We start from the raw sequence: 14,321 nt of genomic DNA on the forward strand, positions 1-14,321 counted from the left end.
GGTTGGGGTCAGGCCTGCGAGGTGGGCATGGCCCACAACTCGGCGATGGAGGACCGGCGGTGGCGGGTCACCATGTAGAGGATGCTCTCGGCGATGTCCTCGGGCTGGAGGCGCTCGGGGATCGCCTCGGCGTCGGAGGCGGCGAGCTGGTCCTGGATCTTCTGGTTGTTCTGGGAGACGAGCTCGGTGGCGACCGCGCCGGGCTGGAGGACGCCGACGCGGACGTTCTTCTTCGTGACCTCCTGGCTCAGCGCCTCCGTGAACCCGTTCACACCGAACTTGGTCATCGCGTACGCGGCGAAGTTCGCCCACGCCTGGCGGCCGGCGATGGAGGAGATGTTGACGATGTCGGCGACGCCGCGCAGGTCGTCCTCGGCCGACCGGAGGAGGTGGGGGAGGGCTGCCTTGGTCATGTAGAGCAGGCCGTTCTGGTTGATCGCGATCATCCGCTCCCACTCCTCGACGTCGGTGTCCGCGACGGGGCCGAGGAGCATGAGTCCGGCGTTGTTGACGAGGATGTCGAGGCGTCCGAAGCGCTCGATGACCGTCGTGATCGCCGCTTCGGCCTGTGCGCGGTCGGTGATGTCGGTCGGCACCGCGAGTGCTGTGCCTCCGGCCTGCTCGATCTCGGCGACGAGCTCGTCGAGGCGGTCCTTGCGGCGCGCGACGAGGGCGACCGAAGCGCCCTCGACAGCCAGTGCACGAGCGGTGGCGTGACCGATTCCGCTGGAGGCGCCGGTGATGACGGCGACGGTTCCGGTGAGCTTGGAGGTCATGAGAAGTCCTTCCTTTCAGTGGTCGACGACAGTGTGTCTTCGACGAGAGCGAGGGGTGCGCTCGGGGAGGCGTACATCGACTACGTCCACTCTCCGCGCCTTCCGCGAGGGGTGAGAGTCCTTGTCAACAGGGTTAATACCGGGGCCCCTCTGGATCTCGGGGCCGGCCGTACGGTCGACAGCATGGACAGTCGAATGGAGATCAGGGAGTTCCTGACCTCTCGCCGCAACCGGATCACACCGGAGCGAGCCGGCCTGCCCGATTTCGGAGGTCGCCGACGCGTCAGCGGACTTCGTCGCGAAGAGGTCGCCCTCCTCGCGGGAATCAGTCTCGAGTACTACGTCCGCCTCGAACGGGGCACGGCCACGGGGGTCTCGGAAGAGATCCTCGACGGCGTCTCCCGCGCCCTGCACCTCGACGCCGCCGAGCGCGCACACCTGTTCGATCTGGTCCGCGCCGCCAACGCCGGCGCCCACCCTCGACGTCGCCGGGCCGTGCGACGCCCGCAGCAGGTCAGGCCCCTTGTGCAGCAGTTCCTCGATGCGATGGAGGGTGTCCCCGCGATCCTGCAGAACGGTCGCCTCGACATCATCGGCGCGAACGCGCTCGGCGCGGCACTGTTCTCGCCCGTGTTCGAGCAACGGCAACGGCCGGTGAATCTCGCGCGCTTCGTCTTCGTCGACGAACGCTCTCCCTCGTTCTTCCGCAACTGGTGCGCCGTCGCGGAGCAGAGCGCCGCGCTCCTTCGAGCAGAAGCGGCGCGGACGCCTCACGACCGGAACCTGTCCGACCTGATCGGCGAGTTGTCCACGCAGAGCGAGTCCTTCCGCAGACTCTGGGGCGCGCCGGACGTCCGTGATCACAGCACCGGTCCGAAAGCGCTGCATCATCCCGTCGTCGGTGATCTCGATCTCGACTACGAAGTGCTCGAGTTCACGATCGACCGCGGCGTGCTGCTCGTCGCCTACTCAGCAGCCCCGGGGTCCCGCTCCGCGGAGAGCCTGCGACTGCTGGCGAGCTGGACGGCACCCGCCGCCTCGATCCCGGCTGACCTGCCCACTCCCGGCACCGTCGAGGGCTAGCCGACGCTGTCGCCTGCGCGGCGGCTTCTCACCTGCCCGCACCACTGATGAAAGGAATCGTCATGACCACCTTCGCCCCCGAGATCCTTCGCGCGATCCAGTCGAACCAGGACCTCTACGTCTCGCCGTATCGCGCCGACGGCACCACCTACGGCACCCCGACCCAGACGTGGGCGCTGATCGTCGACGGCGAGGTCTACGTCCGCGCCGCCAACGGCCGCGAGTCGCGCTGGTACCAGGCCGCGATCACGCAGGGAGCCGGCCGGATCCGCGTGAGCGGCACCTTCTACCCGGTCGCTTTCGAGGCTGCCGAGGACGCCCCGGACGACGCGATCGATGCCGCCTACGAGGCGAAGTACCCGGGCAGCTCCGCGGTACCGATCATGCAGGCCGACGGCACGAAGGCCGCGACCGTCCGAATCTCACCCCGGTGACCGGCGAGCAGCAGTCCACGCGGGCCGATACCTCGACGAGCAGGAGCCCACACCCCTTCCCGTGGTTCCGGATCCTCGTCCTCGGTTTCGCCTGGTTCCTCGCCGTGGCCATCGAGCTCGGGCCGGCGGGCCTGCTCAATGCCATCGCCGATGATCTCGGCGTGAGTGTCGCCGCAGCCGGAACACTCACGACGTTCTACGCACTGGGCAACGCGCTGCTCGTTCTCCCCCTCACCGCTCTCGCTCTGCGCTTCGGGCGACGCCCCGTCCTGATGATCGTGATGATCGCGCTGACTCTCAGCACGGCGGCGGTCGCCCTCGCGCCGAACCTCGTCCTCGCGGACGCCGGCCGCTTCGTCGGAGGCGCGTCCTACGCCCTGATCTGCACCCTGTTCCCGGCGGTCGTCATCCGCATCGCCGGGCCGGGCAACGCCGGAAAGGCGATCACGGTCGCCTTCACCGCGACAAGCCTCGGCATAGCGTTCGGCGCACCGCTCACCTCCCTCATCGGCGCCTCGACGGGGTGGCGACCGGCGTTCCTCGGCGCGGCAGCGCTCGTCGCGATCGCGGGCGCGCTGATGTGGTTCGTCATCCCCCGAGTCCGCGAGCACACCGAGGAAACCCTCGGGCTGGTTCGCACCGCGCGCCTGCCGGGGGTGCTGCGCGTCGCGGTCGGTTGGGCGCTCGTCATGCTCGCTCACTTCGTCGTGCTCACCTACATCGACGTCTACCTCGAGGATCTCGGTGCGCCACGCATCATCACGAGCATCGCCTTATCCATGAGCGGCGTCGGAGGCATCCTCGGAACACTGCTCATCGGACGGATCTCGAGCCGCTCGTTCTGGAGAGCGCTGCTCGTGGCCCCGCTGACCGTCGCGCTCGGACTCGTGGTGCTCCTGCTCGGAGGCGACGTGATCGGCGTGGTCCTCGTCGGCGTCCTCCTCTGGGGCAGCGGAGTCGCGGCTGTGGTCGTGGTTTACCAGCAGGGTCTGCTGCTCACCGGCGCTCGAGCTCCCGAGACCGCGACGAGCATCGGGGTGCTGCTGACGCAGGTGGGCTTCGCCGTCGGCGCGAGCGTCGGCGGACTCACCATCGAGACCATCGGCATCCGCGCCGTCCCGATCGTCGCCCTCGTCTTCGTGGCGGCGTCGACCGCGATCGCCTGGACCCTCAAGCCCACCATTGAGCGCGCACAGCACGAGGAGCTGCAGCAGCGCGACGCGTAGCGACGGCTCAGGCCGAGAGGCTCGGCGCGGTCGACGTCGCGGCACTGGCGAGCAGGCGAAGCGCGTCATCGGAAGAGGTCCCCGGCTCCGCGGTCCACCCCAGGAACAGCAGACCCGGATCCTCCGAGAGCTGCAGGGCCTCGAACGAAAGATCGAGATCGCCGACGGCCGGGTGGTGGAACCTCTTCGATCCCGTCCGATGCTCCTTCACATCGTGTGCCGCCCACAGAGCGCGGAACACGTCACTACCGGCCGCGAGCTCATCCAGGAGAGCGGCGAGTGCCCGGTCGCGCGGGGATCGTCCCGACTCCGCGCGGAGCAGGGAGACGAGCTGCTCGGCCGACTCGTCCCAGTCGCGGTAGAAGACGCGCGAGCGCTCCTCCAAGAACAGGAAGTGCGCGAAGTTCACCGGCCCGGCGGCCTGTCCGTACATCTCCGAGAACAAGGCACGACCGAGGGAGTTGATCGCCAGCACGTCCATCCGCCCGTTCTGCACGAGGGCGGGGACCCCTGTCATGGCGTCCAGGAGCCGCCGCACTCCGACGCCGACCTCGCGGGCGCGAGGGACGGACGTTCGCCGTCCCGGGTGTGCGCCCTCGGTCGCGGCGCGCACGAGGGCGAGCAGGTGGGCGTGCTCGGCAGCGTCGAGCCGGAGCGCGCGAGAGATCCCGGTGAGGATGTCGGGGGAGAGTCCGATCGCGTTCCCGCGTTCGAAGCGCACGTAGTACTCGACGCTCATCCCCGCGAGCAGGGCGACTTCTTCGCGGCGCAGCCCCGGCACGCGCCGACGGCCGCCGTAGTCCGGCAGTCCCGCCTCGGCGGGAGTCAACCGCGCCCGCCTCGTCGTGAGGAACTCGCGGATCTCGGCTGCCGTCTCCATCCTCCGACGGTACGACAGCGGCTGCTACCCAGGGGGGTCCTCCTGTTAACCGTCTCGAGCGGGTCTGTCTGCCCGGGCGTCCGCGCCGTTGACTGACCTCTGCACGACGAACCGGATCTCCTCCGGATCCGGTCTCCCCTGACAGAAGGACATCAGACCATGGCAGACACGAACGTGTGGTTCATCACCGGCGCAGGCCGCGGGATGGGCGTCGACATCGCCCGGGCCGCCCTCGCCGCCGGACACCAGGTCGTCGCGACGGGTCGTGACGCCGACCGCGTCCGCTCCGCGATCGGCGACCACGAGAACCTCCTCGCCGTCTCCCTCGACATCACCGACCCCGCCGCCGCCGAGAGCGCCGTCGCCACCGCGCTCGGCCGATTCGGCCGCATCGACGTGCTCGTGAACAACGCGGGCAACTTCTACGCCGGCTACTTCGAGACCCTCAGCGACGCGCAGATGCGCGCGCAGTTCGAGACGAACTTCTTCGGCGCCCTCACCGTCACCCGGACGGTGCTGCCCCACCTGCGAGCGCAGCGCTCCGGGCAGATCATCACGATCACCTCCACTGCCGGCTTCGTCGGCGGCGAGTTCACCTCGGCCTACGCCGCGTCGAAGTTCGCCCTCGAAGGCTGGATGGAGTCCCTGCAGCCCGAGGTCGCGCACTTCGGCATCTCCGCGATGGCCGTCGAGCCGGGCTTCTTCCGCACCGAGCTGCTCGTCGAAGGCTCCTCGACCATCCACCCCGAGATCGCGATCGACGACTACGCCGAGTGGACCGAGCAGACCCTCGCCGTCTTCGCCGGAATGAACGGGACGCAGCCCGGCGACCCGGCCAAGCTCGCCCGCGCGCTCGTCACCCTCTCCGACTCCGACGAGCTGCCCGCTCGCTTCATCGCCGGCGGCGACGCCGCGGCCGCGATCGAGCAGAAGCAGGCCGCCGTCCAGCAGCAGATCGACGCGCACCGCGCACTCTCCGAGTCGCTCGCGCACGACGCCTGACCCCCACCCCTCAGCCCTCCTGATCAGCACTACTGAAAGGCACCTCTCATGACTGCACCCCTCGGCATCATCGGTTCAGGAGCGATCGGCAGCACGCTCGCGCGTCTCGCCCTCGCAGCCGGACAGGACGTCCTCCTCGCCAACTCCCGCGGCCCCGAATCGCTGACCGAGCTCATCGAGCAGCTCGGCCCCCGCGCCCGCGCGGCGACCGTGACCGAGGTCGCGGAGACGGCCGACGTCGTCATCACCGCGATCCCCCTCATCGCCCACATCGACCTCCCCGTCGAAGCCCTCGCCGGCAAGCTCGTCCTCGACACGACGAACTACTACCCCCAGCGCGACGGGCAGATCGCCGTCCTCGACAGCAACGAGTCGACCGCCAGCGAACTCGTCCAGGCCCACCTGTCGGAGTCGTTCGTGGTGAAGGCGTTCAACAACATCACCTTCGCCAGCCTCGGCAACGGCGCACGACCTGCCGGCGACCCCGAGCGCAACACGCTCCCGATCGCGGGCGAGGACGCCGCCGCCAAGGCGCGCGCCGCCGCGGTGCTCGACACCCTCGGCTACGACGCACTCGACTACGGCGGACTCGCCGGCAGCTGGCGCAGCGAACCCGGCACCCCGATCTACTGCGACCCGTACATGCCCGCCTGGCCCACCGGGAAGCTCCCGTTCGACGAGCTCCTCGCCTGGCTGCTCGCCGCCCCCGTCATCACGATGCCGAAAGAGCGAGCCGAGGGTCTGCTAGCCAGCGCCGAGCGTGGCGCCGCCGGCGGCTACTTCCCCGAGACCGCCTGATCACCACCGGCGCCGCCGTCACGTCGTGACGACGATCGGCAGGTTCCCGTCAGGAGCACCCGACCCGCACGGGCCCTTCTGAGTGGGACGTTCTGGCGTCCTCAGTCGCGCGCGGCTGCGAACAGGTCCGGCCATCCCTCACGCAGATACGCGAGGAACGGAGCCCAGCCCCCGACGGCTGCGAGCCGCTCCGGAGAGTACGGGGGTGGTGACGGCGTCCAGCAGGCCACCACCTGGGCAATGTCCTCGAGCGTGAGCAAGTCCCGGCCGGCGAGGTCATGGACCTCAGCGTCGATGCGGCGCGTCAGAGCGCCGCTGAGGTCGCGGTGGAGCCCGACTCGACGGAGTCGCTCGCCCAGCTCGCGAGCAGACCGAGCCCGTCGTGGGCGCGGGTGCCGGGGGCGGCGGAGAACACGAGCATCTGCAGGCCGGGCTCCGACGCGAGGTCCATCGACTCGAACGACAGATCGAGATCGCCGACGACCGGATGATGAATGCTCTTCACGCCGGTGCGGTGCTCCCGAACGTCGTGAGAGGACCAGAGAGTGCGGAAGCGGTCGCTGCGAGTGGACAGCTCGCCGATCAGGTCGGACAGATTCTTGTCCGAGGGACTGCGCCCGGCTTCGCGACGCAGCAAAGCCACCGTCTGGCGGGAGGTCGCCGCCCAGTCGCGGTAGAAGGCGGGAGCGCGCGGGTCGAGGAACGCGAAGCGCGCGGCGTTCATCGGCAGCGGCTGATCGACGAACATCTCCGAGAACAGCGCCCGGCCAAGCCGGTTCGTCATCACGCAGTCGAGTCGGCCGTTCTGGACGTACACAGGCACGGTCGACATCGCATCGACCATCTGCTGCACGGACGCGCGGACACGAGTGGTCCGCGGCACCGGGCGCTTGGGCCGGGGGTGCGCCTCCGCGTTCGCGGATCGCACCAGGTCGAGGAGATGCTCGCGCTCGGCCTCGTCGAGCTGCAGCGCCCGGCTGATCCCCTCGAGGACCGCTTCGGACACACCGGCGGCATTGCCGCGCTCGAGACGCTTGTAGTACTCGGAGCTCATCCCCGCGAGCAGCGCGACCTCCTCGCGGCGCAGCCCGGGAACACGTCGACGGCCGCCGAAATCGGGCAGGCCGGCCGCTTCGGGGGAGAGCTTCGCGCGGCGGGTGGTGAGGAACTCGCGGATGTCGGCGTGGCTGTCCATGCGCTCGACGCTACGCGCTGCTCGTCTCGCCAGAGGGGCCCTCCTATTAACCCTCGAGACGGGGCCTCCCACCCCACGCGGGACGAGCGAAGACTGGAGGTACGCGTCGCCGAGACCGGCAGGCGCACCCTCGTTGAAAGGCACTGACCACATGAGCACCTCTGTCTGGTTCATCACCGGAGCCGCCCGCGGGATGGGCGTCGACCTCGCGAAGGCCGCGCTCGACGCCGGCCACTTCGTCGTCGCGACCGCCCGTGACGCGGCGAAGGTCACCTCCGCGCTCGGCGAGCACGAGAACCTCCTGCCCCTGTCCCTGGACATCACCGACCCCGCCGCCGCGCAGACCGCCGCCGATGCCGCGGTCGAGCGCTTCGGCCGGATCGACGTCCTCGTCAACAACGCCGGCAACTTCTACGCCGGGTTCTTCGAGGAGATCAGCGACGCCCAGATGCGCCAGCAGATGGAGACCAACTTCTTCGGCCCGCTGAACGTCACCCGCGCGATCCTCCCGGTCATGCGGAAGCAGCGCGCCGGCAAGGTCGTCACCTTCTCCTCCGCCGCGGGCATCATCGGCCAGGAGTTCTGCGCCGCGTACGCCGCCTCGAAGTTCGCGGTCGAGGGCTGGATGGAATCGCTGCGCTTCGACGTCGCACCGTTCGGCATCACGACGACCATCGTCGAGCCCGGCTTCTTCCGCACCGAGCTGCTGACCGAGGGCTCTTCGCTCTGGCCGGAGCTCTCGATCCCGGACTACGCCGAGCGCACCGAGCAGACGATCGCCGCGTGGAAGAGCATGAACGGGCAGCAGGGCGGCGACCCCGCCAAGCTCGGCCGCGCCCTTGTCGAGATCGTCGCCCTCGACGAACCGCCCCTGCGCTGGATCGCCGGCGCAGACGCCGTCGCCGGCGTCGAGCAGAAAGCCCACGACCTGCTCGCGCAGGCGGACGCTCACCGCGCGCTGTCCTCCTCGCTGGACTTCGACGCGTAGCCACCGATCGTTCGAGAGCCTCGACCGCGACTGTGCGATCGGGGCTCTCGGCGTGCCCGCAGGACATCTCGAGCTGCACGACCGATGCCGAGACCGCTTGACGGGTACCGTCAGGGCACCTCACGGGCGGGTCTGGCTCCGATTCCATGACCCGGGTGGACTGTGCATATGAGAAAACTCACAGCCATCATCAGCGCCGCCCTGCTCACCGCCACCCTCGCCGCCTGCTCCAGCGGCTCCACTGAAGATCCGGCCGAGTCCGCCTCCCCGACCGCCACGTCCACGTCGACTCCGACGCAGACCGCCACCGAGACGGCGACGCCGACCGAGACCCCCGCGGCTGTTCCCGCGGGGGAGACCGCCATCACGCTCACCTCCGGTGACCAGGTCGTCACCGCGACGCTGAACGACAGCCAGGTCTCGCAGGACCTCATCGCGATGCTCCCGCAGGAGCTGTCCTGGTTCCGCAACGCCGGCATCGAGTACATCACCGAACTCGACGCGCCCCTGACCGAGACCGGCCCCTACTACACCGACGTCCAGCCCGGCGACATCGTCTACTACAACCCGGCCGACAGCTTCACGATCATCTACGAGGAGACCAGCTCGGTCCCAACCCTCACCTACATGGGCGAGATCACCTCGGACCTCTCCGTGTTCCGAAGCCTCCCCGACGACGTCACCTTCACCGTCGAGCTCGCGCAGTAGTCACCGATCTGCGTGGCGGGGGGCGAACACGCCCCCCGTCACTCGAACCTCGAAGAGGACCGCACCAGAGTCCTCACCCCCTGCGATACCTCGTCTTCTCGAGAAGAGAGCACTCCGTGAGCGACAACGACCTCGCACCGATCACCCTCGCCCTCCACGCCGCCCGGCACATCGCCGACCGCACCACCCAGATGCACATCGACGCCCTCTGGCAGGCGAAGAGCGACCCCGACGAAGCCCGCTGGATGCTCCACCGTCTCAGCACCGAGCGCGAGCACGCCCAACGCGCCCTCCTCGACACCCTCGAAAGCGGATGGTGGGATCGCGCCGGCATCCAGGACATCGCCCACACCTACGAACAAGGCAGGATCTGGAGCCGAGACGACCCGGAAATCGACCGGCTCGTCAACAACATGCTCTACACGATCCGACGGCGGTTCGAACTCGACGATGATCCTGTCCTATCGCGATAGCCGATGAGAGGGCGACGCTCTTTCGTCATCGATCCCCACCGCCCGACGCGCTGCGGTACAAGTCGCGTACGCCTATCCCTGGTCCGCTCAGCGGGGCCCGGAGCGCTCCGAGTCGACTGGAACCCGTAGAAGGGTCCCCGGCATCATGCTCCGGGCCGCGAGCTGCACTCGCGCAACAGTGACGGAGCACCGCCAGTGGGAGCCGCCGAACGGCCGGATGACCCGTTTCTCTCACCTCTCCGCGGTTTCAACCTCTCTCGCTCCGTCGCCTCGGTACCGATCTCTCCGGACGCGGGCTCAATCGCCTTGTTTTCGTCCAGAAAGCCCGCCACTGCGGCCTTTGACTCAATTGGTTTCAATTCGCCGGAGAGGCAAAGAGAAATGAACAGGAAGACGACAATAACGCCTTCGGGAAGTCCTCGAGGAGTCGGGCCCCTCGCAGGGCTTCAGGGCGGCGTCGCAGCACCACGGAGACGATCGGTCAGGAGGTCACGAAGAACCAGCTGATGGCGAAGGGCACCAGGATGATCGCGAGGGATCAGGCATCCGGCGCATTTTCGTGTCCCGTCGGCTGAGGGAGCCGGTCGACGGTGCCTGGCGATGCCTCCCGTTCGCGGCGCTGCGGCGTCACTGCTCCGTGCTGGAGGGCGACACTCGAGCGGCTGCGAGCTTTCGGATGCCAGGATCACCGACACCCAGGATCAGAATGCTCTCGACGTCGCCGATCGTCCGGTACAGAGTGGTGAGGCGGTTTTCGGGTCAGCGATCGAGGGTGATGGTCGCGAGCTGGAACACGGCGCAGCGCGGGGCGGCCGCTACAAAGTCGTCGGGGCCGGCGTTCTCGCCGGCTTCGAAGATGCGGGCGGCGACTTTTCGTCCCTGGCTGTGCTGGTGCCAGTAGGCGCGGAGGACGGGGCCGCGCTGCTCCTCGGGGAGCTCGGTGAAAGTCACTCTCTCGCGTCGCCGACCGCGCTGGATCTCGCCCTCGCCCGCCGCGCGGACGTTCTTCACCCACTCCATCCGCCGCCCCGCGACGACGTATCGGGCGCCCTCGAGGGTGACGATCGAGACGGGAGTGGAACGGGGTTGTCCACTGACGCGTCCGCGAACGGTGAGGATCCTCGGCGGCCCGGCCGGCACGCCGAGTCGGTTCAAAAGCTTCACCGCCGCGTTGCCGTACTTCAGCAGGGGCGGGAGGTCCGGTCGGTCGTTCACTCTGTGTCCTTCGGGTGGGAGTGGGTGTCGTGGGCCTGGACCGCGGTGCCGATCGCGTGGAGCACGCGCCGGGCGGTGTCGACGTCGGCCAGATCGAGCCCCGCGGCGGCGTTCCCCGCCCAGGGCGCGGCGCGGGCGGCGGCAGCGGCGAGCACGGCGTCACCCTCCGGCGTCAGGGTGACGAGCTGCGCGCGTCGGTGGTGTGGGTTGGGCTGGAAGGCGACGAAGCCGTCGCGTTCGAGGTCGTTCACGATCCGTTGGACGTTCTGCCGGGAGACGTCGAGGTCGCGGGCGAGCCAGGCGACCGGCCGTGGTGCACCCGCGGCGAGGGCGCCGAGGATCTGCCAGCGCGCCGAGGTCAACCCGAGATCCGCGACGAGGCGATCCCCGGATGCGGAGAGGACGTTGCTGAGGTGGAGGACGCTGAGCACCAGATCCTGGAAGGGAGGAGCGTGCTCGGCGAGCTGCGGGGGGTGCATACGACAAATATACGTCACCATGCTGTCAAAACGTCACGATAGTGACTTTAAGGGAGGCGACGCGCCGGTGCCGTAAGGGGGTCGTTCACCGCATCAGTTCGGCGAGTGAGATGCACCGCGCATAGGCACGGGTGGCAGTGTCCCGTCAGACCCGCCCGATGAGAAGCCCGGTGACGGGGCGGCTATCGGGACACTGGGACAGCGATCAGAAGGCAAGACCGCGCACCCGAGCGGAGGTGCTCGACGACCTCGAGCGGCAGATGCGTTCCGATCCCGACTTCGCTGGTGAGCGAACCGTGGAGGCACTGGGCGCCGACTTCCAGCGTCTGCATCCGATGATGCGCCGCCGCTTCGGCGTCGGCCTCGATTCGAGGGAGGCCTGCATCGGCAGGGGAGTGATGACCTCCATCCGTCGCGGCCCCTGGTGGACGGTCCCGTTCCTGCAGATCGGACGGCTCCGGAACATCCTGATCCCCGACACCGGGGAGGATGTGGCGTTCACGATCGAGAACTACCCGTACCGGGACGCGCTCGGCCGCGAGACGGTCACCTTCGTCCGCACCTACGCGATCACGCCCCGGCGGACGGCCCGCTTCGACGCGACGATGGTGCTCGTCGGGCGCCGGGTGGTCGACTACCTCGGGTCCCACCAGCACCTGGCCGTGGACTTGGACCTCGAGGTCGATGACCGGGGCGGGCTGATCCTGACCTCTCACGAGCAACGCTTCTACGAGGGGCCGATCGCGTTCCGGTTTCCGATGCTGTTCAGCGGCCGAGCGACGCTGCACGAGTACTGGTCCGACGAGGACGACTCGTTCCACGTCGACCTCGAGGTGCGCAACGACGTCTTCGGCTTCCTCTTCGGCTACTCCGGCACCTTCACCGCCGAATGGACGCCCGCGACCGACGCTCCTGCCCGGCTGAAACCGAGACGGACCGAAGCCCGGACCTGACTGAGCCGAGCTGCTCGGTGCGCTGTCCGGCCGTCTCGTAGGGGATCGTCTACCGAGCCGCCTCCCGACCTGTCTCGCGCTCGCTCTCAGGAGGGGCAGGCCTGCAGAGTCGCAACGTCTTCCGTCAGCGTGAGCGGACTACCGAGCAGAGTGGCGTAGTTCTTCGACGTCCGCTTCATGGCGTCCAACGCCTCCTGGTGGACGCAGTCTTTCTCGACGAGGAGGACGGCCGATCCCCGGATCGCGCCTGCAGCCACGCCCGCGAGCGCATCGGGGAAGTTGGTTCCGGAGGCGAGGTAGACGGTGTCCTGAACCGTCTTCTGGAAGAAGAGGCGCGCGCTCGTGTCATAGCGGTCCCGACCGGCGACGCGGTCGATCCGGGTGGAGAAGAAGTCGGATCGAAGCGATGCCTCGATGGCGGGGCTGATGGTCGTCGGGCCTCCCACCAGCGTGAAGGTGTCGGATCCCGTCCGGCTCAGGGCGCCGCGAGTCGCGTCGTCGACGGTCGAAGACTCGCCGTCGAGGAGGAGCACGGGGGAACTGCTCTGGGCGGCGACGGACGATGCCGAGAGGGCGTCGGGGAAGTTCCGGCCGGTCGCGATGTAGACCTCCATCGCGTCCTGCTCGCGACGATCCCTGTCGAACACGCCGGCCACGAGCATGCGGGACGTCTCGTAGCGGTCGCGTCCGCCGATCCTCTCGGTGACCGGAGCGAGCCGGGCGATGGTCTCGTAGGTCGACGGAGTGATCGTGAGGTCGCTGCCGACCACCACGATGCGGCGTGGCGCGAGGCGGCGGATCTCGTCGGCGACGACGGGCGTGAGACTGTTCGGGTCCGTGAGGAGAAGGGCTCCCCCTCGGGCGGCGGCCGCAGGCCCGGCGCTGAGGGCGTCGGGCCAGTTCGCACCACTTGCGATGTAGAGCACCGGGACCCCGGGTGAGAAGGCGGACCTGCTGATCGCGACGGAGGTCGCGTACCGGTCGGAACCGCTCAGCCGATCCGTGTGCCAGCTCCACGGCTCGTCCGCCGGGATCGCCAGGTCGATGCCCTCGACGTACCGGTCCGCGACGGGGAAGAAGGTGGCATCGTGCGCCCTGCGAGCGTCCTTCCAGAACCGGTCGTCGTAGCCTCCGCTCCACGCGCTCGCGAGGACCGTGTAAGTGCCCCTCGGTAGACCGGTCAGGACGTACGAGCCTTCACCCTCTGCGTTCGGGACGACCTCCACCGTGCCGATGCCGAACAAGCGCTTCGTGTACGGGTCTCGGTACACGCCCTGGACGGACCAGTTCGTCGCGAGCCCCGACACGCTGCCGCGGATCGCCCCGGGAGGAGTCGTCGTCAGAGTCACGTTGCTCGCCGGCGCCGCGACCGGTTGCGCGCCCACAGCAACAGCGCTTCCTCCGAACCAGACCGCTCCCCACTCCTGCCCTCCATAGGGGCGGAAGTGCAGGAAGTACTCCGCCCCCCGCTCCAGGCCGGTGAGAGTGAAGCGCGAGGAAGTCAGACGGACCTCGTCGATACGCCGTCGATCCGAATTCCACACATCCACGAAGAAGTCGCCGCTCGGCAGACCGTTGGGGCCGAGGTCGCCTTCGCTCGCATCCTCGAAGACGATCGATCCGCTGATCGCCGCATCGGCCGCGGTGCTCGCCGCCGTGACCCGTGCCCCCTCGGGAAGCGGACTGGCGGCGCTCGGCTCCGAGAACATCGCCGAGTCCAGCTGAGCGACGCCGTTCGACGCGATCTCGACGCCTCCAGGTGGAGTGCCGGCCGCCACCGGTGAGACGGTGCCCAGGCCCAGAGGGAGCATGAGAGCGATAGTGCCCGCGACGAGGCTGATGTGGCGGCCAAGCTGCGAACGCATGGAGCTCCCTGGAGTGACGGCGTGGGCTGCTGAGGCAGCAGGCACGTCCGCATGGTACTGACACCTCACGCTCCTGAGCAGATCTGTTGTGAGACCAGCACCGAAGACGTCGACCCTTCTCTCGTCTCGGAGGCAGGAACTGTTCCGATAGCCGATCGCTGATCGGTCTTCTTCACCTCTACGAATTCGTGCGGGATCGCGCAGGTGGTTCTACGGTGAACCATGGGGATTCTGAGCAGTGTCCGG

General features: G+C 68.7%; 15 protein-coding genes. 9 read left to right on the plus strand and 6 right to left on the minus strand.

What is annotated here, in order from left to right:
* Positions 1–8 precede the first annotated feature (8 nt).
* Positions 9–776: an SDR family oxidoreductase gene (locus HQQ86_RS19015; protein WP_173289990.1), complete on the minus strand. Its 768-nt coding sequence runs from the start codon at positions 774–776 to the stop codon at positions 9–11.
* Positions 777–794: 18 nt separating this feature from the next.
* Between HQQ86_RS19015 and HQQ86_RS19020 the strand changes: the two genes are divergently transcribed.
* The 3 genes from HQQ86_RS19020 (at position 795) to HQQ86_RS19030 (ending at position 3,519) form a co-directional block, all read left to right on the plus strand.
* Positions 795–1,859, plus strand: coding sequence for a helix-turn-helix domain-containing protein (locus HQQ86_RS19020; RefSeq protein WP_367948739.1), 1,065 nt, complete (start codon positions 795–797; stop codon positions 1,857–1,859).
* Positions 1,860–1,921: 62 nt separating this feature from the next.
* Positions 1,922–2,293, plus strand: a complete 372-nt coding sequence (locus HQQ86_RS19025) for a DUF2255 family protein (protein ID WP_173289992.1) — start codon at positions 1,922–1,924, stop codon at positions 2,291–2,293.
* Positions 2,290–3,519 (plus strand): MFS transporter, encoded by a 1,230-nt coding sequence (locus tag HQQ86_RS19030; protein ID WP_173289994.1) that lies wholly within the window; start codon positions 2,290–2,292, stop codon positions 3,517–3,519. Before HQQ86_RS19025 ends, HQQ86_RS19030 begins: the two co-directional genes overlap by 4 nt.
* Before the next feature lie 7 nt (positions 3,520–3,526).
* On the opposite strand, the gene HQQ86_RS19035 is transcribed toward HQQ86_RS19030, so the two are convergent.
* Positions 3,527–4,399 (minus strand): helix-turn-helix domain-containing protein, encoded by an 873-nt coding sequence (locus HQQ86_RS19035; RefSeq protein ID WP_173289996.1) that lies wholly within the window; start codon positions 4,397–4,399, stop codon positions 3,527–3,529.
* Between the two features lie 159 nt (positions 4,400–4,558).
* Between HQQ86_RS19035 and HQQ86_RS19040 the strand changes: the two genes are divergently transcribed.
* Positions 4,559–5,401 (plus strand): SDR family NAD(P)-dependent oxidoreductase, encoded by an 843-nt coding sequence (locus HQQ86_RS19040; RefSeq protein WP_173289998.1) that lies wholly within the window; start codon positions 4,559–4,561, stop codon positions 5,399–5,401.
* A 48-nt stretch (positions 5,402–5,449) separates the two neighbouring features.
* On the plus strand, positions 5,450–6,199 hold the full coding sequence (locus HQQ86_RS19045) for an NADPH-dependent F420 reductase (RefSeq protein ID WP_173290000.1): 750 nt from the start codon (positions 5,450–5,452) through the stop codon (positions 6,197–6,199).
* 304 nt (positions 6,200–6,503) lie between these two features.
* Here HQQ86_RS19045 and HQQ86_RS19050 read toward each other — a convergent pair whose 3' ends face one another.
* Positions 6,504–7,394, minus strand: coding sequence for a helix-turn-helix transcriptional regulator (locus tag HQQ86_RS19050; RefSeq protein ID WP_173290003.1), 891 nt, complete (start codon positions 7,392–7,394; stop codon positions 6,504–6,506).
* A gap of 151 nt (positions 7,395–7,545) precedes the next feature.
* Here HQQ86_RS19050 and HQQ86_RS19055 point away from each other — a divergent pair, with 151 nt between their 5' ends.
* The 3 genes from HQQ86_RS19055 (at position 7,546) to HQQ86_RS19065 (ending at position 9,563) form a co-directional block, all read left to right on the plus strand.
* Entirely contained in the window at positions 7,546–8,382 is an 837-nt protein-coding gene (locus HQQ86_RS19055; RefSeq protein WP_173290005.1) for an SDR family oxidoreductase, read from the plus strand.
* Positions 8,383–8,550: 168 nt separating this feature from the next.
* A complete protein-coding gene (locus HQQ86_RS19060) occupies positions 8,551–9,090 on the plus strand; it encodes a cyclophilin-like fold protein (protein WP_173290007.1) in 540 nt (179 codons plus the stop codon).
* 116 nt (positions 9,091–9,206) lie between these two features.
* Complete coding sequence (locus HQQ86_RS19065) at positions 9,207–9,563, plus strand: hypothetical protein (protein ID WP_173290009.1); 357 nt, start codon at positions 9,207–9,209, stop codon at positions 9,561–9,563.
* A 759-nt stretch (positions 9,564–10,322) separates the two neighbouring features.
* Here the strand turns inward: HQQ86_RS19065 and HQQ86_RS19070 are convergent.
* Together HQQ86_RS19070 and HQQ86_RS19075 are read right to left on the minus strand one after the other, a co-directional pair.
* A complete protein-coding gene (locus HQQ86_RS19070) occupies positions 10,323–10,778 on the minus strand; it encodes a nitroreductase family deazaflavin-dependent oxidoreductase (RefSeq protein ID WP_173290011.1) in 456 nt (151 codons plus the stop codon).
* Entirely contained in the window at positions 10,775–11,257 is a 483-nt protein-coding gene (locus HQQ86_RS19075) for a MarR family winged helix-turn-helix transcriptional regulator (protein WP_173290013.1), read from the minus strand. The genes HQQ86_RS19070 and HQQ86_RS19075 overlap by 4 nt, the downstream gene beginning before the upstream one ends.
* Before the next feature lie 338 nt (positions 11,258–11,595).
* Between HQQ86_RS19075 and HQQ86_RS19080 the strand changes: the two genes are divergently transcribed.
* A complete protein-coding gene (locus HQQ86_RS19080) occupies positions 11,596–12,210 on the plus strand; it encodes a DUF4166 domain-containing protein (protein ID WP_254072281.1) in 615 nt (204 codons plus the stop codon).
* 86 nt (positions 12,211–12,296) lie between these two features.
* Here the strand turns inward: HQQ86_RS19080 and HQQ86_RS19085 are convergent, their stop codons facing one another.
* On the minus strand, positions 12,297–14,144 hold the full coding sequence (locus HQQ86_RS19085) for a cell wall-binding repeat-containing protein (RefSeq protein ID WP_173290017.1): 1,848 nt from the start codon (positions 14,142–14,144) through the stop codon (positions 12,297–12,299).
* Positions 14,145–14,321 lie beyond the last annotated feature (177 nt).

Origin of the sequence: Rathayibacter sp. VKM Ac-2857, assembly GCF_013205025.1 — a bacterium.
Classification (GTDB): Bacteria; Actinomycetota; Actinomycetes; order Actinomycetales; family Microbacteriaceae; genus Rathayibacter.

Excerpts from the sequence above, each read along its gene's own strand:
- HQQ86_RS19025 (WP_173289992.1), top strand. The coding sequence starts at position 1,922 with ATGACCACCTTCGCCCCCGAGATCCTTCGCGCGATCCAGTCGAACCAG.
- HQQ86_RS19015 (WP_173289990.1), bottom strand. The coding sequence starts at position 776 with ATGACCTCCAAGCTCACCGGAACCGTCGCCGTCATCACCGGCGCCTCC.
- HQQ86_RS19040 (WP_173289998.1), top strand. The coding sequence starts at position 4,559 with ATGGCAGACACGAACGTGTGGTTCATCACCGGCGCAGGCCGCGGGATG.
- HQQ86_RS19060 (WP_173290007.1), top strand. The coding sequence starts at position 8,551 with ATGAGAAAACTCACAGCCATCATCAGCGCCGCCCTGCTCACCGCCACC.
- HQQ86_RS19035 (WP_173289996.1), bottom strand. The coding sequence starts at position 4,399 with ATGGAGACGGCAGCCGAGATCCGCGAGTTCCTCACGACGAGGCGGGCG.
- HQQ86_RS19075 (WP_173290013.1), bottom strand. The coding sequence starts at position 11,257 with ATGCACCCCCCGCAGCTCGCCGAGCACGCTCCTCCCTTCCAGGATCTG.
- HQQ86_RS19050 (WP_173290003.1), bottom strand. The coding sequence starts at position 7,394 with ATGGACAGCCACGCCGACATCCGCGAGTTCCTCACCACCCGCCGCGCG.
- HQQ86_RS19080 (WP_254072281.1), top strand. The coding sequence starts at position 11,596 with ATGCGCCGCCGCTTCGGCGTCGGCCTCGATTCGAGGGAGGCCTGCATC.
- HQQ86_RS19055 (WP_173290005.1), top strand. The coding sequence starts at position 7,546 with ATGAGCACCTCTGTCTGGTTCATCACCGGAGCCGCCCGCGGGATGGGC.
- HQQ86_RS19045 (WP_173290000.1), top strand. The coding sequence starts at position 5,450 with ATGACTGCACCCCTCGGCATCATCGGTTCAGGAGCGATCGGCAGCACG.